The 19,223-nt window shown below is 60.0% G+C and carries 31 protein-coding genes; 27 read left to right on the forward strand and 4 right to left on the reverse strand.

The features are described 5' to 3' along the window. Nucleotides 1–10: 10 nt before the first annotated feature. The 23 genes from rplB (at nucleotide 11) to rplQ (ending at nucleotide 12,777) form a co-directional block, all read left to right on the forward strand. The gene (gene rplB, locus AC1DIJ_RS30320; RefSeq protein ID WP_112387882.1) at nucleotides 11–847 is read left to right on the forward strand and encodes a 50S ribosomal protein L2; all 837 of its coding nucleotides are present in this window, start codon (nucleotides 11–13) and stop codon (nucleotides 845–847) included. Between the two features lie 15 nt (nucleotides 848–862). Further along, on the forward strand, nucleotides 863–1,141 hold the full coding sequence (gene rpsS, locus AC1DIJ_RS30325; RefSeq protein ID WP_007531666.1) for a 30S ribosomal protein S19: 279 nt from the start codon (nucleotides 863–865) through the stop codon (nucleotides 1,139–1,141). 2 nt (nucleotides 1,142–1,143) lie between these two features. Continuing rightward, on the forward strand, nucleotides 1,144–1,533 hold the full coding sequence (rplV, locus tag AC1DIJ_RS30330) for a 50S ribosomal protein L22 (protein ID WP_112387883.1): 390 nt from the start codon (nucleotides 1,144–1,146) through the stop codon (nucleotides 1,531–1,533). Further along, on the forward strand, nucleotides 1,533–2,252 hold the full coding sequence (rpsC, locus tag AC1DIJ_RS30335) for a 30S ribosomal protein S3 (protein ID WP_018857109.1): 720 nt from the start codon (nucleotides 1,533–1,535) through the stop codon (nucleotides 2,250–2,252). Before rplV ends, rpsC begins: the two co-directional genes overlap by 1 nt. Before the next feature lie 36 nt (nucleotides 2,253–2,288). Continuing rightward, a complete protein-coding gene (rplP, locus tag AC1DIJ_RS30340; protein ID WP_003573792.1) occupies nucleotides 2,289–2,702 on the forward strand; it encodes a 50S ribosomal protein L16 in 414 nt (137 codons plus the stop codon). Nucleotides 2,703–2,712: 10 nt separating this feature from the next. Beyond that, the gene (gene rpmC / locus AC1DIJ_RS30345) at nucleotides 2,713–2,913 is read left to right on the forward strand and encodes a 50S ribosomal protein L29 (protein ID WP_007812871.1); all 201 of its coding nucleotides are present in this window, start codon (nucleotides 2,713–2,715) and stop codon (nucleotides 2,911–2,913) included. An 11-nt stretch (nucleotides 2,914–2,924) separates the two neighbouring features. Further along, a complete protein-coding gene (gene rpsQ / locus AC1DIJ_RS30350) occupies nucleotides 2,925–3,164 on the forward strand; it encodes a 30S ribosomal protein S17 (protein ID WP_112387884.1) in 240 nt (79 codons plus the stop codon). Nucleotides 3,165–3,424: 260 nt separating this feature from the next. Further along, nucleotides 3,425–3,793, forward strand: coding sequence for a 50S ribosomal protein L14 (rplN, locus tag AC1DIJ_RS30355; protein WP_018900268.1), 369 nt, complete (start codon nucleotides 3,425–3,427; stop codon nucleotides 3,791–3,793). A 12-nt stretch (nucleotides 3,794–3,805) separates the two neighbouring features. After that, entirely contained in the window at nucleotides 3,806–4,108 is a 303-nt protein-coding gene (gene rplX / locus AC1DIJ_RS30360) for a 50S ribosomal protein L24 (RefSeq protein WP_112387885.1), read from the forward strand. Next, entirely contained in the window at nucleotides 4,108–4,665 is a 558-nt protein-coding gene (gene rplE / locus AC1DIJ_RS30365) for a 50S ribosomal protein L5 (RefSeq protein WP_112387886.1), read from the forward strand. Before rplX ends, rplE begins: the two co-directional genes overlap by 1 nt. A gap of 32 nt (nucleotides 4,666–4,697) precedes the next feature. Beyond that, a complete protein-coding gene (rpsN, locus tag AC1DIJ_RS30370) occupies nucleotides 4,698–5,003 on the forward strand; it encodes a 30S ribosomal protein S14 (protein ID WP_074067600.1) in 306 nt (101 codons plus the stop codon). 12 nt (nucleotides 5,004–5,015) lie between these two features. Next, complete coding sequence (rpsH, locus tag AC1DIJ_RS30375) at nucleotides 5,016–5,414, forward strand: 30S ribosomal protein S8 (protein WP_022718381.1); 399 nt, start codon at nucleotides 5,016–5,018, stop codon at nucleotides 5,412–5,414. A gap of 42 nt (nucleotides 5,415–5,456) precedes the next feature. Beyond that, entirely contained in the window at nucleotides 5,457–5,990 is a 534-nt protein-coding gene (rplF, locus tag AC1DIJ_RS30380; RefSeq protein WP_112387887.1) for a 50S ribosomal protein L6, read from the forward strand. Between the two features lie 12 nt (nucleotides 5,991–6,002). Next, entirely contained in the window at nucleotides 6,003–6,365 is a 363-nt protein-coding gene (gene rplR / locus AC1DIJ_RS30385; protein WP_112387888.1) for a 50S ribosomal protein L18, read from the forward strand. Between the two features lie 131 nt (nucleotides 6,366–6,496). Next, nucleotides 6,497–7,066: a 30S ribosomal protein S5 gene (gene rpsE, locus AC1DIJ_RS30390; RefSeq protein WP_027509270.1), complete on the forward strand. Its 570-nt coding sequence runs from the start codon at nucleotides 6,497–6,499 to the stop codon at nucleotides 7,064–7,066. 14 nt (nucleotides 7,067–7,080) lie between these two features. Next, entirely contained in the window at nucleotides 7,081–7,290 is a 210-nt protein-coding gene (gene rpmD, locus AC1DIJ_RS30395; protein ID WP_016553562.1) for a 50S ribosomal protein L30, read from the forward strand. 15 nt (nucleotides 7,291–7,305) lie between these two features. Then, nucleotides 7,306–7,779 (forward strand): 50S ribosomal protein L15, encoded by a 474-nt coding sequence (rplO, locus tag AC1DIJ_RS30400; RefSeq protein ID WP_112387889.1) that lies wholly within the window; start codon nucleotides 7,306–7,308, stop codon nucleotides 7,777–7,779. A gap of 235 nt (nucleotides 7,780–8,014) precedes the next feature. Further along, nucleotides 8,015–9,355 (forward strand): preprotein translocase subunit SecY, encoded by a 1,341-nt coding sequence (secY, locus tag AC1DIJ_RS30405; RefSeq protein WP_112387890.1) that lies wholly within the window; start codon nucleotides 8,015–8,017, stop codon nucleotides 9,353–9,355. After that, a complete protein-coding gene (locus AC1DIJ_RS30410) occupies nucleotides 9,352–10,002 on the forward strand; it encodes an adenylate kinase (RefSeq protein WP_112387891.1) in 651 nt (216 codons plus the stop codon). The genes secY and AC1DIJ_RS30410 overlap by 4 nt, the downstream gene beginning before the upstream one ends. 225 nt (nucleotides 10,003–10,227) lie before the next feature. Next, on the forward strand, nucleotides 10,228–10,596 hold the full coding sequence (gene rpsM, locus AC1DIJ_RS30415) for a 30S ribosomal protein S13 (protein ID WP_112387892.1): 369 nt from the start codon (nucleotides 10,228–10,230) through the stop codon (nucleotides 10,594–10,596). A 132-nt stretch (nucleotides 10,597–10,728) separates the two neighbouring features. Further along, entirely contained in the window at nucleotides 10,729–11,118 is a 390-nt protein-coding gene (gene rpsK, locus AC1DIJ_RS30420) for a 30S ribosomal protein S11 (RefSeq protein ID WP_003547577.1), read from the forward strand. A 100-nt stretch (nucleotides 11,119–11,218) separates the two neighbouring features. Next, nucleotides 11,219–12,229: a DNA-directed RNA polymerase subunit alpha gene (locus tag AC1DIJ_RS30425; protein WP_112387893.1), complete on the forward strand. Its 1,011-nt coding sequence runs from the start codon at nucleotides 11,219–11,221 to the stop codon at nucleotides 12,227–12,229. A 122-nt stretch (nucleotides 12,230–12,351) separates the two neighbouring features. Further along, nucleotides 12,352–12,777: a 50S ribosomal protein L17 gene (rplQ, locus tag AC1DIJ_RS30430; protein WP_112387894.1), complete on the forward strand. Its 426-nt coding sequence runs from the start codon at nucleotides 12,352–12,354 to the stop codon at nucleotides 12,775–12,777. Nucleotides 12,778–12,853: 76 nt separating this feature from the next. Here rplQ and AC1DIJ_RS30435 read toward each other — a convergent pair whose 3' ends face one another. From AC1DIJ_RS30435 to msrP, 3 genes are all read right to left on the reverse strand, one after another. Then, nucleotides 12,854–13,696, reverse strand: a complete 843-nt coding sequence (locus AC1DIJ_RS30435; protein ID WP_112388156.1) for a dienelactone hydrolase family protein — start codon at nucleotides 13,694–13,696, stop codon at nucleotides 12,854–12,856. A 143-nt stretch (nucleotides 13,697–13,839) separates the two neighbouring features. Continuing rightward, a complete protein-coding gene (msrQ, locus tag AC1DIJ_RS30440) occupies nucleotides 13,840–14,499 on the reverse strand; it encodes a protein-methionine-sulfoxide reductase heme-binding subunit MsrQ (RefSeq protein WP_112387895.1) in 660 nt (219 codons plus the stop codon). Further along, complete coding sequence (msrP, locus tag AC1DIJ_RS30445) at nucleotides 14,499–15,446, reverse strand: protein-methionine-sulfoxide reductase catalytic subunit MsrP (RefSeq protein WP_112387896.1); 948 nt, start codon at nucleotides 15,444–15,446, stop codon at nucleotides 14,499–14,501. Before msrP ends, msrQ begins: the two co-directional genes overlap by 1 nt. A 326-nt stretch (nucleotides 15,447–15,772) precedes the next feature. On the opposite strand from msrP, the gene ilvD reads away from it, so the two are divergent. Continuing rightward, complete coding sequence (gene ilvD / locus AC1DIJ_RS30450) at nucleotides 15,773–17,608, forward strand: dihydroxy-acid dehydratase (protein WP_112387897.1); 1,836 nt, start codon at nucleotides 15,773–15,775, stop codon at nucleotides 17,606–17,608. Between the two features lie 62 nt (nucleotides 17,609–17,670). On the opposite strand, the gene AC1DIJ_RS30455 is transcribed toward ilvD, so the two are convergent. Continuing rightward, nucleotides 17,671–18,075: a GFA family protein gene (locus AC1DIJ_RS30455; RefSeq protein WP_112387898.1), complete on the reverse strand. Its 405-nt coding sequence runs from the start codon at nucleotides 18,073–18,075 to the stop codon at nucleotides 17,671–17,673. A 77-nt stretch (nucleotides 18,076–18,152) separates the two neighbouring features. On the opposite strand from AC1DIJ_RS30455, the gene AC1DIJ_RS30460 reads away from it, so the two are divergent. The 3 genes from AC1DIJ_RS30460 (at nucleotide 18,153) to AC1DIJ_RS30470 (ending at nucleotide 19,222) form a co-directional block, all read left to right on the forward strand. Continuing rightward, nucleotides 18,153–18,608, forward strand: coding sequence for a MarR family transcriptional regulator (locus AC1DIJ_RS30460; protein ID WP_112387899.1), 456 nt, complete (start codon nucleotides 18,153–18,155; stop codon nucleotides 18,606–18,608). A 70-nt stretch (nucleotides 18,609–18,678) separates the two neighbouring features. After that, nucleotides 18,679–18,897, forward strand: coding sequence for a type II toxin-antitoxin system PrlF family antitoxin (locus tag AC1DIJ_RS30465; protein WP_112387900.1), 219 nt, complete (start codon nucleotides 18,679–18,681; stop codon nucleotides 18,895–18,897). Then, nucleotides 18,884–19,222, forward strand: coding sequence for a type II toxin-antitoxin system PemK/MazF family toxin (locus AC1DIJ_RS30470; protein WP_112387901.1), 339 nt, complete (start codon nucleotides 18,884–18,886; stop codon nucleotides 19,220–19,222). Before AC1DIJ_RS30465 ends, AC1DIJ_RS30470 begins: the two co-directional genes overlap by 14 nt. Nucleotide 19,223 lies beyond the last annotated feature (1 nt).

The following is a 19,223-nucleotide window of genomic DNA, read 5'->3' on the forward strand; positions in this document are numbered from 1 at the left end:
GAATAAAAACATGGCATTGAAAACATTCAATCCTATCACCCCGAGCCAGCGTCAGCTGGTCATCGTCGACCGCTCCTCGCTCTACAAGGGCAAGCCGGTCAAGGCGCTGACGGAAGGTCTGACGAAGAGCGGTGGCCGTAACAACCTCGGCCGTATCACTGCCCGCTTCATCGGCGGCGGTCACAAGCGTACCTACCGTCTGATCGACTTCAAGCGCCGCAAGTTTGAAGTTGAAGGCACGGTTCAGCGTATCGAGTATGACCCGAACCGTACGGCTTTTATCGCGCTCATCGCTTACGCAGATGGCGAACAGGCCTACATCATCGCTCCGCAGCGTCTCGCTGCCGGCGACAAGGTCATCGCTTCTGAAAAGGCTGTCGACGTAAAGCCCGGCAACGCAATGCCGCTGCAGTACATCCCGGTCGGCTCCATCATCCACAACGTGGAAATGAAGCCGGGCAAGGGTGGTCAGATCGCCCGTTCGGCTGGCGGCTACGCCCAGCTGGTCGGCCGCGATGCAGGCATGGCGATCCTTCGTCTGAACTCTGGCGAACAGCGTCTCGTTCACGGCTCTTGCCTGGCGACGATCGGTGCGGTTTCGAACCCTGACCACGGCAACATCAACGACGGCAAGGCCGGTCGTACGGTGTGGCGCGGCAAGCGTCCGCATAACCGCGGTGTCGTCATGAACCCGGTCGACCACCCGCACGGCGGTGGTGAAGGCCGCACCTCTGGTGGCCGTCACCCGGTTACTCCGTGGGGCAAGCCGACCAAGGGCAAACGCACCCGGTCGAACAAGTCGACCGACAAGATGATCATGCGCTCGCGTCATCAGCGTAAGAAGTAAGAGAGGAAGTCTCCAATGGCTCGTTCAGTATGGAAAGGTCCGTTCGTTGACGGCTATCTTCTCAAGAAGGCTGAGAAGGTTCGTGAAGGCGGACGTGCAGAAGTAATCAAGATCTGGAGCCGTCGCTCCACGATCCTGCCGCAGTTCGTCGGTCTCACCTTCGGCGTCTACAACGGCAGCAAGCATGTACCGGTCAGCGTCAACGAAGACATGGTCGGTCACAAGTTCGGTGAATTCTCTCCGACGCGGACCTACTACGGTCACGGCGCGGACAAGAAGGCAAAGAGGAAGTAACGATGGGCAAGGCAAAAGCCGAACGCCGGCTGAAGGACAACGAGGCGCAAGCAGTCGCCCGCACGCTCCGCGTCAGCCCACAGAAGCTCAACCTGGTGGCCGCTCTTATCCGCGGCATGAAGGTCGAGCGTGCACTCGCTGAGCTGGAATTTTCGCGCAAGCGCATTTCGGGCGCCGTCAAGAAGACGCTCGAATCTGCGATCGCAAACGCCGAGAACAACCACGATCTCGACGTTGACTCGCTGGTCGTAGCAGAAGCCTACGTTGGCAAGTCGATTGTCATGAAGCGCTTCCACGCTCGTGGCCGCGGCCGTGCATCTCGCGTCGAGAAGCCGTTCGCGCACCTGACGATCGTCGTGCGCGAAGTGCAGGCACAAGAGGAGGCCGCATAATGGGTCAGAAAATCAATCCAATCGGTTTCCGTCTTGGCATCAACCGTACCTGGGATAGCCGCTGGTTCGCGGACAATGCCGAATACGGTCAGCTGCTGCATGAAGACCTGAAGATGCGTAAGTTCGTCATGAGCGAACTGAAGCAGGCTGGTATCGCCAAGGTCGTCATCGAGCGTCCGCACAAGAAGTGCCGCGTCACGATCCACTCGGCTCGCCCGGGTCTGATCATCGGCAAGAAGGGTGCAGACATCGACAAGCTCCGCAAAAAGCTGTCGGACATGACGAACTCCGAAACGCACCTCAACATTGTTGAAGTTCGCAAGCCGGAAGTCGACGCAACGCTGGTTGCCCAGTCGATCGCCCAGCAGCTCGAGCGTCGCGTGGCTTTCCGCCGCGCCATGAAGCGCGCTGTTCAGTCTGCCATGCGTCTTGGCGCCGAAGGCATCAAGATCACCTGCGCAGGCCGTCTCGGCGGTGCCGAAATCGCTCGTACGGAATGGTATCGCGAAGGTCGCGTTCCGCTCCACACGCTGCGTGCGGACATCGACTATGGCACAGCCGAAGCGGAAACCGCTTTCGGTATCTGCGGCATCAAGGTTTGGATCTTCAAGGGCGAAATCCTTGAGCACGATCCGATGGCCTCCGAGCGCCGCGCACTCGAGGGTGATGCTCAGGGTCCGGCTAGCCGTGATCGCGATCGTCGCCGCGACAACGCTTGATAGCGTTGGTGGCTAAGAAGTTCGGAGAATAAGAAAATGTTGCAGCCAAAGCGTACCAAGTACCGCAAGCAATTCAAGGGCCGCATCAAGGGCGTCGCCAAGGGTGGGTCTGATCTCGCCTTTGGTGAATTCGGCCTTAAGGCTCAGGAGCCAAACCGCGTCAACGCACGTGAGATCGAAGCGGCCCGCCGCGCGATCACGCGCTACATGAAGCGTGCCGGCCGTGTGTGGATCCGCGTGTTCCCGGATGTTCCGGTAACCGCAAAGCCGACCGAAGTCCGTATGGGTAAGGGTAAGGGCTCCGTTGAATACTGGGCATGCAAGGTCAAGCCCGGCCGTATGATGTTCGAGATCGACGGCGTCAGCGAAGAGATCGCCCGCGAGGCACTTCGCCTCGGCTCTGCCAAGCTCTCGGTCAAGACGCGCTTCGTACAGCGCATTGCAGAGTAAGGAGAGGCAGATGAAAGCCGAAGAAGTCCGCGGCCTCACGGCCGATCAGCTCAAGGACAAGCTCGCCGACCTGAAGAAGGAGCAGTTCAACCTGCGCTTCCAGAAGGCAACCGGCCAGCTCGAAAAGTCCTCGCGTATCGACGAAGTCCGCAAGGATATCGCCCGCGTGAAAACCATTGCCCGCCAGAAGGCGGCAGAAGCAAAGGCGTAAAGGAAAAAATCATGCCGAAGCGCATTCTGCAGGGCGTCGTCGTTGGCGACAAGAACGAGAAGACTGTGGTAGTCCGCGTCGAGCGCCGTTTCGCTCACCCGCTGCTCCAGAAGACCGTTCGTCGTTCCAAGAAGTACAAGGCCCACGACGAAAACAACCAGTATAAGATCGGCGATACCGTTTCCATCGAGGAATGCGCGCCGATCTCCAAGGACAAGCGTTGGACGGTCATTTCCGCCCAGGCTAAGTAAGAATTTTCGGCGAGGCCTTGCGCCTCGCGGAAATATCTGTATGAAGCAGCGTCAGAACGCTCGAAAGCCGGGCGTTCTTTTGCTTTGAGCGCACGGAAGGTCCCGTTGGGAAACCACCCTGGCACGATCGATCCCGCGCTATTCAAGCTATTGCCGTGTTTTCGCCTGTCCTTGTGGCAAGCGGCCGGCTGACAATTTTCATAAGCCGGGGTAGGGGGCGAGAGCCCAACCATTCCGGTAAACCAAAAAGGCGACCTGATATGATTCAGATGCAAACAAACCTCGACGTGGCGGATAATTCCGGCGCACGTCGTGTCATGTGCATCAAGGTGCTGGGCGGCTCGAAGCGCAAGTATGCCTCGATCGGCGACGTTATCGTCGTTTCGATCAAGGAAGCGATCCCGCGCGGCCGCGTGAAGAAGGGTGACGTGATGAAGGCGGTTGTCGTTCGCACCGCCAAGGAAATCCGTCGTGTTGATGGCAGCATCATCCGCTTCGACACCAATGCAGCAGTCCTCATCGACAACAAAAAAGAGCCGATCGGCACCCGTATCTTCGGACCGGTTCCGCGCGAACTTCGCGCCAAGAACCACATGAAGATCATCTCGCTGGCTCCTGAAGTACTGTAAGGAGCGAGACCGATGCAGAAGATTCGTAAGGGCGACAAGGTCGTCATGCTCGCAGGCAAGGACAAGGGCCGTACTGGCGAAGTCCTCCAGGTCCTGCCCAAGGAAGATCGTGCCGTTGTCCGCGGCGTCAACGTCGTAAAGCGCCATCAGCGCCAGACGCAGACCCAGGAAGCCGGCATCATCAACAAGGAAGCTTCGGTTCACCTGTCCAACCTTTCCATCATCGACAAGGACGGCAAGCCGACCCGCGTTGGTTTCAAGGTTGTTGACGGCAAGAAGGTCCGTGTAGCTAAGCGTTCCGGTGAGGTGATCTGATGGCTGAGGCAAAGTACGAGCCACGGCTCAAGAAGGAATATGTCGAGCGCATCCGTGCGGCCATGCAGGAGAAGTTCTCCTACGCCAACGAGATGATGATCCCGAAGCTCGACAAGATCGTAATCAACATGGGTGTTGGTGAAGCAACGGCTGATTCGAAGAAGCCGACTGTTGCCGCTGCCGACCTGGCCGCTATCGCTGGTCAGAAGCCGGTCATCACCCGTGCGCGTAACTCCATCGCTGGCTTCAAGGTCCGCGAACAGATGCCGATCGGCGCGAAGGTTACTCTCCGCGGCGCCCGCATGTACGAGTTCCTGGACCGTCTCGTGAACATCGCGCTTCCGCGCGTTCGCGACTTCCGCGGCCTGAACCCGAAGAGCTTTGACGGCCGTGGCAACTTTGCCATGGGCATCAAGGAGCACATTGTGTTCCCTGAGATCAACTACGATAAGGTTGATCAGATGTGGGGCATGGACATCATCGTTTGCACGACGGCAACGAAGGACGACGAAGCACGCGCTCTGCTCACAGAGTTCAGCTTCCCGTTCCGTCAGTAACCGTAACGACGAGCGTAGAAAAGGAACCTGACATGGCGAAGACCAGCGCAGTTGAAAAGAACAAGCGCCGCCGTACTACGGTCGCAAATCAGGCTGCAAAGCGTGCAGCTCTGAAGGCGATCATCATGAACCAGTCTCTTCCGATCGAAGAGCGGTTCAAGGCCTCGATCAAGCTGGCATCCCTGCCGCGCGATGGATCGAAGACCCGTATTCGCAACCGTTGTGAAGTATCGGGCCGTCCGCGCGCATACTACCGCAAACTGCGCATGTCGCGTATCGCGCTGCGTGAACTCGGCAATCTCGGCAAGGTGCCGGGCATCGTCAAGTCCAGCTGGTAAGGAGCAGGTTAGATGACAATGACTGATCCGTTGGGCGATATGCTCACTCGCATCCGTAACGGCGCTTCCCGCCGCAAGTCGTCGGTATCGACGCCTGCTTCGAAGCTCCGTGCACGCGTTCTCGATGTTCTGCAGTCCGAAGGCTACATCCGTGGCTATTCCGTTGTCGATTTCGGCAATGGCAAGTCGGAACTCAGCATCGAGCTGAAGTACTACGAAGGCACATCGGTGATCCGTGAGATCGGCCGCGTGTCCAAGCCGGGCCGCCGGGTTTATGTCTCGGTCAAGTCCATTCCGCAGGTCGCGAACGGCCTCGGCATCACCATCCTTTCGACTCCGAAGGGTGTGATGGCCGATCACCAGGCTCGCGAACAGAACGTTGGTGGCGAGGTTCTTTGCTCGGTCTTCTAAGATTGAGCAAGGATCTCCATAGCGAACAGACAGGATTGAAACATGTCTCGTATCGGTAAGAAGCCCGTTCAGGTACCTGCTGGGATCACGGCTACGGTCGAAGGCCAGAAGGTTACTGCAAAGGGCCCGAAGGGCGAGCTGTTCTTCGTCGCAAACGACGAAGTCGGCATCAAGCTCGAAAACAACGCGGTTGTCGTAACGCCGCTCACGCAGTCGAAGGATGCTCGTTCGAAGTGGGGCATGTCCCGCACGATGATCGAAAACATCTTCAAGGGCGTCAAGGACGGCTTCGAGCGCAAGCTCGAAATCAACGGTGTCGGTTACCGCGCATCGCTTCAGGGCAAGAACCTGCAGCTGGCGCTCGGTTTCAGCCACGACGTGGTTTATGAGCCGCCGCAGGGCATCACGATCGCTGTGCCGAAGCCGACGGAAATCGTCGTCACCGGTATCAACAAGCAGCAGGTCGGCCAGGTTGCCGCAGAAATCCGCGAATACCGCGGTCCTGAGCCTTACAAGGGCAAGGGCGTCAAGTATGCCGAAGAGCGGATCATCCGCAAAGAAGGCAAGAAGAAGTAAGGATCACGCGAAATGGCTAGCAGGAAAGAAGCACTTGCACGTCGTGCCAACCGCGTGCGCCGTCATCTCAAGTCGGTGGCCAATGGCCGTCCGCGCCTGTCGGTTCATCGCTCCTCGAAGAACATCTACGTTCAGGTCATCGACGATGTTGCAGGCAAGACGCTCGCGTCTGCCTCGACTCTCGATAAGGATCTGCGCGGTTCTCTGAAGACCGGTGCCGATACCGCAGCAGCTGCCCTCGTCGGCAAGCTCGTTGCAGAGCGCGCAACGAAGGCAGGCGTCAGCGAGGTCGTATTCGACCGTGGCGCCTTCATCTACCACGGCCGTATTAAGGCCCTGGCAGACGCAGCCCGCGAAGGCGGTCTGTCCTTCTAATAAAGTTTCCGGCCGGACGCTGCGAAGCGCCGGCCGGATCTCACCGGACCGCAAACGCTCCCTGATGGGAGGCTGATGCGGTCCTCGTTTTGTTTGCCCGTTGCACCCGGAAAAGAAAAAGGAAAAGGACAATGGCACAGGAAAGAAGAGGCTCGCGGGATGACCGTCAGAGCCGCGAAGAGCGCGATAGCGAATTCGTCGACAAGCTGGTCGCGATCAACCGCGTCGCCAAGGTCGTCAAGGGTGGCCGCCGTTTCGGTTTTGCCGCTCTCGTCGTCGTCGGTGACCAGAAGGGCCGCGTAGGCTTTGGTCACGGCAAGGCACGCGAAGTGCCGGAAGCGATCCGCAAGGCCACGGAAGCCGCCAAGCGCGAGCTGATCTTCGTGCCGCTGCGCGAAGGCCGTACGCTGCATCACGACGTTCACGGCCGCCACGGCGCCGGCAAGGTTCTGCTGCGCTCGGCCAAGGTCGGTACCGGTATCATCGCCGGTGGTCCGATGCGCGCCGTTTTCGAAACGCTCGGCGTTCACGACGTTGTCGCCAAGTCGACCGGTTCCTCGAACCCATACAACATGGTTCGCGCTACCTTCGACGCTCTGAAGCACCAGGTTCACCCGAAGGACATCGCAGCTCAGCGCGGCATCAAGTATGCTACGCTTCAGGCTCGCCGTGCCGCCTCCGGCAACGCCTCTGAAGAATAAGAGGAGTCTGACCCATGGCCAAGGCTACCAAGAAGACCGAAGCAAAGACGGTTACCGTCGAGCAGATCGGCAGCCCAATCCGCCGTCCTGACGTTCAGCAGCGCACGCTGATCGGTCTGGGCCTCAACAAGATGCACCGCCGCCGCACGCTGGAAGATACCCCTTCCGTCCGTGGCATGATCCGCGCTGTGCAGCATCTCGTTCGCATCGTCGACGAGAAGTAAGCAGGGGATACGATCATGAAACTGAACGAAATCAAGGACAACGAAGGTTCGACTCACAGCCGTAAGCGTCTCGGACGCGGTATCGGCTCGGGCTCGGGCAAGACCGGTGGTCGCGGCGTCAAGGGCCAGAAGTCCCGTTCGGGCGTTGCCATCAACGGCTTCGAAGGCGGTCAGATGCCAATCTACCGTCGTCTGCCGAAGCGCGGCTTCAACAACATCTTCAAGGCCGACTACGTTGTCGTGTCGCTTGAGCGCATCCAGGCTGCCGTCGATGCCGGCAAGCTCGACGCCAAGCAGACCGTTGACGCAGCTGCCCTGAAGGCTGCTGGCGTCATCCGCCGTGCCAAGGACGGCGTTCGCGTCCTGTCCGGCGGCGAACTCAAGGCCAAGGTCAAGATCGAAGTTGCAGGCGCTTCCAAGTCTGCTGTCGAGAAGATCGAAAAGGCTGGCGGTTCCATCACGCTTCTTTCTGCCGCAGCGGCAGAATAATAATCTTATGATATGTCGCCCGGGGTGCTTCACACCGGGCGATTTTGCTCCCATATTTGGGCCTCACAAAACCTGTATCGTTGCACCCCCGCGGCGTGCCGGTTTCCGACGAAATCAAGGGTGAGGCAATGGTTGCGCCAGCAATCCGTCCGAAGCCCGGCTTTTGAATATTGACATACCTTTTCCGGGTCCGGCCACTTCGCGAAGGGCTGGAATGGGTAGCGCGGAGAATCGCATGGCTTCTGCAGCGGAACAGTTGGCTTCCAATCTTAATTTTTCGACCTTCGCCAAAGCTGAGGATCTCAAGAAGCGCCTGTGGTTCACACTGGCAGCTCTCCTCGTCTATCGCCTGGGTACGCACATCCCGCTTCCGGGCCTGAACCCTGAAGCCTACGCCCAGGCCTTCCGCGGCCAGGCAGGCGGCATTCTCGGCCTCTTCAACATGTTCTCGGGCGGCGCCGTACAGCGCATGGCGATCTTCGCGCTCGGCATCATGCCCTACATCTCCGCTTCGATCATCGTGCAGCTCATGACCTCGGTCGTGCCGGCGCTCGAGAATCTGAAGAAGGAAGGCGAGCAGGGCCGCAAGATCATCAACCAGTACACCCGCTACGGCACGGTGCTGCTCGGCACGCTGCAGGCCTATGGTATTGCGGTCGGCCTCCAGAGCGGCAACGGTCTCGTTGTCGATCCGGGCTGGTTCTTCAAGATTTCGACCGTCATCACGCTGCTCGGCGGCACTATGTTCCTGATGTGGCTCGGTGAGCAGATCACCTCGCGCGGCATCGGCAACGGTATTTCGCTGATCATCTTCGCCGGTATCGCCGCAGGTCTTCCGACCGCACTGGCCGGTACCCTCGAGCTCGGCCGCACCGGCGCTCTGTCGACGACGCTGATTCTCGCCGTCATCCTGATCGCCATCGGTGTCATCGCCGTCATCGTCTTCGTGGAACGCGCCCAGCGCCGCCTTCTGATCCAGTATCCGAAGCGCCAGGTCGGCAACCGCATGTTCCAGGGCGACACGTCGCACCTGCCGCTGAAGCTCAACACCTCGGGCGTCATTCCGGCGATCTTCTCCTCGTCGCTGCTGCTGCTGCCGGCAACGCTCGCTGGCTTTGCCAACACCACGGCTCTGCCGTCCTGGGCGACGTCGATCGTAGCCGCGCTCGGCCACGGCCAGCCGCTCTACATGCTGCTCTACGGCGCGCTGATTGCCTTCTTCGCGTTCTTCTATACGGCCATCGTCTTCAATCCGAAGGACACGGCCGACAATCTCAAGAAGCATGGCGGCTTCATCCCGGGCATCCGTCCAGGTGAGCGTACCGCCGAATATATCGATTACGTCCTGACCCGAATCACGGTCATCGGCGCAATCTACCTCGTGTTCGTCTGCATCCTGCCCGAGATCCTGGTGTCGCAAACCGGCATCCCATTATCCCTCGGTGGGACTTCGCTTTTGATCGTGGTTAGCGTAACTCTTGATACGGTTGCGCAGATTCAGGGTCACCTGATTGCACAGCAGTACGAAGGCCTGATCAAGAAATCGAAGTTGCGTGGAGGAAAGAGGGGGCGATGAGACTCATACTTTTGGGGCCGCCGGGCGCGGGTAAGGGGACCCAGGCCCAGCGGATCGTGGAGAAGCACGGCATTCCGCAGCTCTCCACCGGTGACATGCTCCGTGCAGCCGTTCAGGCCGGCACGGAGGTAGGCAAGCGGGCAAAGGCTGTCATGGACGCCGGCAAGCTTGTTTCCGACGAGATCGTCAATGCCATCGTCTCCGAGCGTCTCGATGCTCCCGATTGTGCCAACGGCTTCATCCTCGACGGCTTCCCGCGCACGCTCGTGCAGGCGGATGCCACCGAGGTGATGCTGAAGGGCAAGGGGATCGAGCTCTCGGCCGTCATTGAGATTGAAGTCGACGACAAGATCCTCGCTGATCGCGTCTCCGGCCGTTACACCTGCGCCAACTGCGGTGCCGGCTATCACGACACCAACGTGAAGCCGAAGGTGGAGGGGGTCTGCGACCGCTGCGGTTCGACTCACTTCAAGCGCCGCCCGGACGATAACCGCGAGACCGTGGTGACCCGCCTGGCAGCCTACTACAAGGAAACGTCGCCGCTGATCGGCTATTACCATGCAAAGGGTAAGCTGAAGGTGGTGGATGGAATGGCGGATATCGATCACGTGACTGCGGAGATCGACGCCATTCTTTCGAAGCTCTAGGTCTTCGAAAATAAACTTGGCGGGAGCGGTTGCCTTTCAGCACTGATTCCGTTAAACACCGCGCCAACTCGCGACATTTGATGCGATCGGCGCGGATTTCCCAAGGAAGTCCGGGTTCGGTCGTTTTGACATGTACGAACCCCAAATATGAACGAGCGGCCCTACGGAGGGCGGCATAACGAAGCCCTCTTGCCGGATGGCAACAGGAATGCAAGGAGAACAGGCGTGGCACGTATCGCTGGCGTCAACATCCCGACTGCGAAGCGCGTGATTATCGCGTTGACCTACATTCACGGGATTGGTCCGAAGTTTGCTAAGGAAATCATGGAGAAGGTCGGTCTTCCGGCCGACAAGCGCGTCCATCAGCTGACGGACTCCGAAGTGCTCCAGATCCGCGAAACCATCGACCGCGATTATCAGGTAGAAGGTGATCTTCGTCGCGACACCGCGATGAACATCAAGCGCCTGATGGACCTCGGCTGCTACCGCGGCCTTCGTCATCGTCGCGGCCTTCCGGTCCGCGGTCAGCGCACGCACACCAATGCTCGCACCCGCAAGGGTCCGGCAAAGGCGATCGCTGGTAAGAAGAAGTAATTTCCGGGAAACCGGGAAGGGGAGGCTGGCGGTCCGCCGGCCTCTTTTGAGTTTGGAGCGGTGCCTGTCGGGTATCACTCCGGTGGAGCCGCTGGCATTACGGCGGTGACGATATCCAAGAAAGGGATAAGAATGGCCAAGGAAGCCGTACGCGTTCGCCGTCGCGAACGTAAAAACATCTCGTCGGGCGTGGCGCACGTCAACTCGACCTTCAACAACACGATGATCACCATCACCGACGCACAGGGCAACGCGATTGCCTGGTCGTCCGCTGGTGCCAAGGGCTTCAAGGGCTCGCGCAAGTCGACCCCGTTCGCTGCCCAGATCGCTGCTGAAGACTGCGCCAAGAAGGCTCAGGAACATGGCATGAAGTCGCTGGAAGTCGAAGTTTGCGGCCCGGGTTCCGGCCGTGAATCCGCTCTGCGCGCGCTCCAGGCTGCCGGTTTCATGATCACGTCCATCCGCGACGTGACCCCGATCCCGCACAATGGCTGCCGTCCGCGCAAGAAGCGCCGCGTCTGATCATCGCCACTCACAACGCCGGTGAGCGCAGTCGCGCTCCCGGCGCTTCTCAAGCTCGGTTGCCACGATTGGATGGTGGCAACGAACGGAAGGCAAAGATATGATTCAGAAGAACTGGCAGGAACTGATCAAGCCGAACAAGGTCGAGTTCTCTTCGAGCTCGCGCACCAAGGCGACGCTCGTAGCAGAGCCGCTGGAGCGCGGTTTCGGCCTCACCCTCGGCAACGCGCTTCGCCGCGTTCTGCTCTCCTCGCTGCGCGGTGCTGCAGTGACGGCAGTGCAGATCGATGGCGTGCTGCATGAATTCTCCTCGATCCCGGGCGTCCGCGAAGACGTTACGGACATCGTGCTCAACATCAAGGAAATCGCCATCAAGATGGATGGCGACGACGCAAAGCGTATGGTCGTGCGCAAGCAGGGCCCGGGCGTTGTAACGGCTGGCGACATCCAGACGGTCGGCGATATCGAAATCCTCAACCCCGAGCATGTGATCTGCACGCTCGACGAGGGCGCCGAAATCCGTATGGAATTCACCGTCAACAACGGCAAGGGCTACGTTCCGGCCGAACGCAATCGTGCGGAAGATGCTCCGATCGGTCTCATCCCGGTCGACAGCCTGTATTCGCCGGTCAAGAAGGTGTCCTACAAGGTTGAAAATACCCGCGAAGGACAGGTTCTCGACTACGACAAGCTGAACATGACCATCGAAACCGATGGCTCGATCTCCGGTGAAGACGCAGTCGCTTTCGCGGCTCGCATCCTCCAGGATCAGCTTGGCGTGTTCGTCAACTTCGACGAGCCGCAGAAGGAAACCGAGGAAGAAGCCGTCACCGAACTGGCTTTCAACCCGGCGCTCCTGAAGAAGGTAGACGAACTCGAACTGTCCGTTCGCTCGGCAAACTGCCTGAAGAACGACAATATCGTCTACATCGGCGACCTCATTCAGAAGACCGAAGCAGAAATGCTCCGCACCCCGAACTTTGGTCGCAAGTCGCTGAACGAAATCAAGGAAGTTCTCGCTTCCATGGGCCTGCACCTCGGCATGGAAGTGCCGGCGTGGCCGCCCGAGAACATCGAAGATCTCGCAAAGCGTTACGAAGACCAGTATTAAGAACCAAAAAGGCAGGCTCTGAGGCTGCCTTTCCCAGTCAAACAGCAGGCAGATCGCCTGTATGTGCCAGGAAACGGCAGGCCCGCTAGAAGCGAAGAGCCCTGCATCAAAGGAGAATAGCAATGCGCCACGCAAAAGCCGGCCGCAAGCTGAATAGAACTGCCAGCCACCGCAAGGCAATGTTTGCCAACATGGCGGCTTCGCTCATCCTGCATGAGCAGATCGTGACCACCCTGCCGAAGGCAAAGGAAATCCGTCCGATCGTTGAAAAGCTCGTCACCCTCGGCAAGCGCGGCGACCTGCACGCTCGCCGTCAGGCGATCTCGCAGATCCGCGACACCGCCGTCGTTTCGAAACTGTTCGACGCGATTGCTACGCGCTACGCCACCCGCAACGGCGGCTACCTGCGTATCATGAAGGCAGGCTTCCGCCAGGGCGACAACGCCGCTCTCGCCGTCGTCGAATTCGTTGATCGCGACACCTCTGCCAAGGGCGCAGCCGACAAGGCCCGCGTCGAAGCAGAAGCTGCTGCTGCAGAAGCCGCATAAGTCATTCCGGTTTTCCGGAAACAAAACAGCCGGGCTGCAAAGCCCGGCTGTTTTCGTTTGTGGTGGCGGGCTGCATTCAGTTCTGCAGATATTGCTGCAGGAAGTCTTTCACCCGCGCGAAGGACTGTTCGGCGGCGGGGGCATCGTATTCCTCCCTATGGCCGAGCATCATCTTCGGCGTTGCGACATCGGGTGCATCGAATGCGTGATAGGCACCAGGATAGACATCGAGTTCGATGGGAGGGCCTTTGCCGCTGAGATGTGAAATCCTCTGCCGGCAGCGTTCGACCGGGCTCCAATCGTCGACATCGCCGTTCAGGATCAAGGTCGGTACCGTCGCATCGCCGGCATGAGGTGCGCAGTCCGGGTAGTAGCCGACCGCTGCCTTGAATTTACGGTCCATAAGCTGTTCGTTGCCCTCGACTTTCGTGGCCTCCAGCGCCGCGATCCCACCAGCGGAAAACCCCAGCAGCGCGACATGCCCGGCATCGACGAACGGCAAAGTGGCCAGATAATCGAGCGCGCCATAGGCATCGAAGACACGATCCGGCAGATAGCGTTGACAGGTGTTGTCGATATTGCGGGTCGTGAAGCTGTCGACGACAAGGACGGCGTAGCCCCATGAGGTCAGTCGCTGTGGCCAATAGGTCCTAGTGTTCGGATGGATGCCGCCGCAGCCATGCATGACGACGACGGCCGGAAATGGACCGTCTCCCGGCGGCCGGCTTAGATGGCCCAGCAAGTGCGTGGCCTGGGATTGCGGAAGACTGATGCCTTCGTCTTTTATCTTGCGGGCGAGGAACGGGCTTGGCTTAACGGCGGCACTGTCAAATCGCACCAACTGGTCCGCCTGAGCCGTCAGACCAGGCGGTACGGCGGCCAGTAGCCAAAATCCGAAAGCAAGCGCTGCAGTTTTCATGGGGCGGTCCCGCGCGCGATAGCGGCCATTCAAACACTATCCTTCACGGATATTGATTTAGGCGCTGAACTATCGGCGTCCATAGGCTTCGGACCTGCCGAATTGCCACAGCTTTCCATGCAGAGTCGGGGCTTGCTTCGCCGCTAGCTCACAGTCGCTGCAGTCCGCCCTCTCTGGCGCCCTTGTGTCGCCCGTTTCCGGCTCCTGGCGATCGGCCGCCAGGACCGGTAGAGGATCAGCAGGATGATCAGGCCGACATAGATATATTGCTCGAGGTCGAGGATCTTGGTTGAAAGCGCGAAGTGCAAGGCACCCGCGGCGGCGATGATGTAGATCAGCCTGTGCAGCCAGATCCATTTCATGCCCATCTTGCGGATCGAGAAATTGTTAGATGTAACGGCGAGCGGTACGAGCAGGGCGAGCCCCGCCATGCCGAACATGATGAAGGGCCGCTTCAAGACGTCATCCAGAACCGCGGACAGATCCAGCGCCTGGTCGAGCACTATGTAAACGGTGAAATGCATCAGCGCGTAATAGAAGGTCAGCAGTCCCAGTGCGCGGCGGTATCGCAGGTAGTTCCAGCCGAACAGATCGCGCGCCGGCGAGACCGCCAGCGTCAGGATCAGGAAGCGGATCGTCCAGAGGCCGAGGAAGAGTTCGAAGGTCTTGACCGGGTCGGCGCCCAGCTGGTCGCTGGCGCCGAGATAGAAGGTCCAGACGGCGGGCAGCAGGCCGATGGCGTAGAGCGCCCAGACGGAGGCAGGCTGCCAGCGCTTCGGCAGACTGAACGACAGACCCGCCATCAGAAATTCGCCCTCAGATCCATGCCGGAATAGAGGCTGGCGACCTCGTCGGCATAGCCGTTGAAGGGCAGCGTCGGATGGCGGCTGGCGCCGAAGAAGCCGCTCTCGCCGATCCGCCGTTCGGTGGCTTGGCTCCATCGCGGGTGATCCACGGCCGGGTTCACATTGGCATAGAAGCCGTATTCCTGGGCGTTGGTGACCTGCCAGGTGTTCTTCGGCTGCTGGTCGGTGAGCGTGATGCGGACGATCGACTTGATGCCCTTGAAGCCATATTTCCAGGGAACCACGAGGCGGATCGGCGCGCCGTTCTGGTTCGGCAGCGTTTCGCCATAGAGGCCGACGGCGAGCAGCGTCAGCGGGTTCATCGCCTCATCGAGGCGAAGGCCTTCGACATAGGGCCATTCGAGCGACTGGAAAATGCCCTTCTGTCCCGGCATCTCTTCAGGACGAACGACGGTTTCGAAGGCCACGTATTTGGCGCTTCCTTGCGGCTCGACCTTGTTCAGCAGAGCAGCCAGCGGAAAACCGTCCCAGGGGATGACCATCGACCACGCCTCGACACAGCGCATCCGGTAGGTGCGGCTTTCGATCGGGAACTCCTTCATCAGCGCGTCGAGATCGAAGGTGCCGGGCTTGTTGACCATGCCATCGACCTTGACGGTCCAGGGCAGGGGCTTGAAGTCACCCGAGAGTGCTGCGGGATCGCCCTTGTCCAGGCCGAATTCATAGAAATTGTTGTAGGTCGTGATGTCCTTCAGCGGCGTCGTCTTCTCATCGACCGTATATTTGCTGTCGACGGCGTTGAGCGCTGCGGCACTCGCCTTTCCGGCGCCGTAGAGCGCCATGGCGCCGAGCGTCGCAGCGCCGAGAAACTCGCGGCGGCGCAGGTAGACCTGATGCGGGGTGATCTCCGACGAGCGGATTTTCGGGGGGCGGTAGGTCGGCATTTCAAACCTCCTGGGCTGGGGGCGGCCCAAATATCTCTTTAAACGCATGATGGGCGTTTTCAGATTAGTGTCTAGGCCTTGAACCAGCCTGACGGAAAGCCAATTTTTTGTGTTCGGATGTGAAGGAATAGCCTGTAACAAAAGGCTCCCTCGCTCCGTATATGCCCGATAGACGCCTTGGTGCGCCGTACCGGATTTGCCCTTGCCGGTAGTGACAGGCCCTGCCGATTGGATTAGGACAATTCCAAAATACGGCGATCGTCGGCCAGCAAACAGCTTTGCCGCCCTATATCGCAGATAAATCCGGCACTTTGAGGAACACACCGATGCCAGCCTATCGTTCGAGAACCACGACCCACGGCCGCAACATGGCGGGCGCGCGCGGCCTTTGGCGCGCCACGGGGATGAAGGACAGCGATTTCGGCAAGCCGATCATTGCGGTGGTGAACTCCTTCACCCAGTTCGTTCCCGGCCACGTCCACCTGAAGGACCTCGGCCAGCTGGTTGCCCGCGAAATCGAGGCGGCCGGTGGCGTCGCCAAGGAATTCAACACCATCGCCGTCGATGATGGCATCGCCATGGGCCATGACGGCATGCTCTATTCGCTGCCGTCGCGCGAGCTGATCGCCGACAGCGTCGAATACATGGTCAACGCGCATTGCGCCGACGCCATGGTCTGCATCTCCAATTGCGACAAGATCACCCCCGGCATGCTGATGGCGTCGCTGCGCCTCAACATCCCGACGATCTTCGTCTCCGGCGGCCCGATGGAAGCCGGCAAGGTCGTGCTAAACGGCAAGACCCACGCGCTCGACCTCGTCGACGCCATGGTCGCAGCTGCCGACGACAAGGTTTCCGACGAAGACGTCAAGGTCATCGAACGCTCGGCCTGTCCGACCTGCGGTTCGTGCTCCGGCATGTTTACCGCCAATTCGATGAACTGCCTGACGGAAGCGCTCGGCCTGTCGCTGCCCGGCAACGGCTCGACACTCGCCACCCATTCGGACCGCAAGGAACTCTTCCTCGAAGCCGGCCGCCGCGTCGTGGCACTCGCCAAGCGTTACTACGAGCAGGACGATGCCACGGCACTGCCGCGCACCATCGCCAGCAAGGGCGCTTTCGAAAACGCCATGGCGCTGGATATCGCCATGGGCGGATCGACCAACACCGTTCTGCACATCCTGGCGGCTGCCCATGAGGGCGACATCGACTTCACCATGGAAGACATCGACCGCCTGTCGCGCCGTGTGCCCTGCCTGTCGAAGGTCGCGCCGGCGAAATCCGACGTCCACATGGAAGATGTCCACCGCGCCGGCGGCATCATGGCGATCCTCGGCGAGCTGAACCGCGCCGGCCTGATCAACGCAGGCCTGCCGACCGTCCATGCCCCAACGCTTGGCGATGCGCTGGCCGAGTGGGACATCTCGGTCACCGACAATCCGGCCGCCCTGAAGCTCTTCAGCGCAGCCCCCGGCGGCGTGCCGACGCAGGTTGCCTTCAGCCAGAGCGCCCGCTGGGACGAACTCGATCTCGACCGTGAGAAGGGCGTCATCCGCGACGCCCAGCACCCGTTCTCCAAGGATGGCGGCCTTGCCGTTCTGAAGGGCAATCTGGCGCTCGACGGCTGCATCGTGAAGACCGCAGGCGTCGATGAATCGATCCTGAAATTCTCCGGCCCGGCGAAGGTCTATGAAAGCCAGGATGCCGCGGTAAAGGCCATTCTCGGCAACGAAGTGGTTGCCGGCGATGTCGTCGTCATCCGCTACGAAGGACCGAAGGGCGGACCGGGCATGCAGGAAATGCTCTATCCGACCAGCTATCTGAAGTCGAAGGGCCTCGGCAAGGCCTGCGCGCTGATCACCGACGGCCGCTTCTCGGGCGGTACCTCGGGTCTGTCGATCGGCCACGCCTCGCCGGAAGCCGCAAATGGCGGCACCATCGGCCTCGTGCAGCCGGGCGACATGATCGATATCGACATCCCGAACCGCACGATCAGCCTGCGCGTCAGCGATGCCGAGCTGGCAACACGCCGCGCCGAGCAGGAAGCCAAGGGCTGGCGCCCGGCTGAAGTCCGCAAGCGCAATGTGACCACGGCTCTGAAGGCCTATGCGGCCTTCGCAACCAGCGCCGATCGCGGTGCGGTTCGCATTCTGCCTGAGTAACGCGATCCGGTTTTAGTTGAACGTGAGAGCAGCTGATTAAGAGTCAGCTGCTCTTTTCTTTTTCAGAGATGCCGTATTTCGGCAGGCGTGTTCCACCAGCTGTTATTGCGGCCGTCGAAATGCTGCAGCGGAGCCTCTGCAAGTTCCGACGGATCGACGTCATCGAGGCAGGCGAGATTGATCGAGACGTAGTCGCCGCCGACCTCTGCGACATAGCCGTGGCCATAGGGTGCCACGCCGCAGGTGGTGCAGAAGCGGTGATGCCCGGACATGCTGCCGAACTGGTAGTCGCCGATGCCTGCCTCCTCACAGGTCAGCCTGAAATCCTCCGGCTTGATGTTGGTGCCCCAGTAGCGGCGCTTCCAGCAGATCGTGCAGTTGCATTTCCCCGTACCGGCCTGCAGGTCGATATCGGCCTCGTAGCTGATCCGGCCGCAATGGCAACTTCCGTGATAGGTCTTCTTCATCGCCTCTCTCCCTTGCTATTTCAAATCTAATATGACAATATATTGTCATTATTGAAAATGGACAACATATTGTCAATATGAAATCGAAACGAACAGCCGAGGGCGATGCGTTCGCAGAGTTCTCGATCGCGGTATTGCGGCTTGCGGGACATCTGCAGGCGGAAGGCGACACGCTCGCCAGGCCAGCGGGCCAGACCAGCGCCCGCTGGCAAGTCTTGGCCGCAGCCGACCATGCGCCGATGTCGGTAGCCGATACAGCCCGCGCCTTGGGTCTGGCGAGGCAGGGCGTGCAGCGTGTTGCCGATCTTCTCGAAGGCGAGGGCCTGATCGCCTATCGCGACAACCCCGCGCACCAGCGGGCGAAACTCATGGAGTTGACCGAGGCGGGCAGAGTGACCCTCAGCGACATACAAGGACGCCAGGCGAAATGGGCGGATCGGCATGGCGGTGAGTTTGGCGAGCAGCGCTTGCGCGAGGCGACTGGGGTTATTGCTGAGGTGCTTGCATCGCTGAGCGGCAAGCAGCAGGCCTAGGCTGCTTGCTTCGGATGGCCACGCATTGCTATCGGTAAGGAACTTCCTTACATTCATCGAGAGGTGAGCAATGATCACAAGCAAGATAACGAGCAAAGCACAGACAACCATTCCGCAGGCTGTGCGTTCTGCACTGCGCCTTCGGGAAGGCGATTCCATTGTCTATACGCTCGAGGATGAAAACCGTGTCGTGATATCGCGCGCAGCTGAGCCGCTTGCCGACGATCCGTTCGCGACCTTCTCCGAGTGGGACAGCGAAGCTGACCGGAAGGCCTATGCCGATCTTTGAGCAGGGCGACATCGTAAGGGTGCCTTTCCCTTACACCGACCGCGACACGCGCCAGCGCCGCCCGGCGCTGGTCGTTTCGGCTGGCACCCTCGGAGAGAACGAGGCGTTGGTGTGGGCCGTGATGATCACCTCAGCAGAAAACCGCCCGTGGGTTGGAGACGTCGCGATCGACGATCATCATGCCGCCGGCCTGCCAGCGCCGTCTGTCGTCCGTCCGGCCAAGATTGCGACTGTCGAGACGGGACAGATCGACAGGATCGGCCGGTTGCCCGATGCGACGCTCTCGGCTGTCATGTCTACAATCCGAGCCCATATTGGCAGCTGAT

It is taken from the genome of Rhizobium sp. 10N427 (assembly GCF_056394605.1).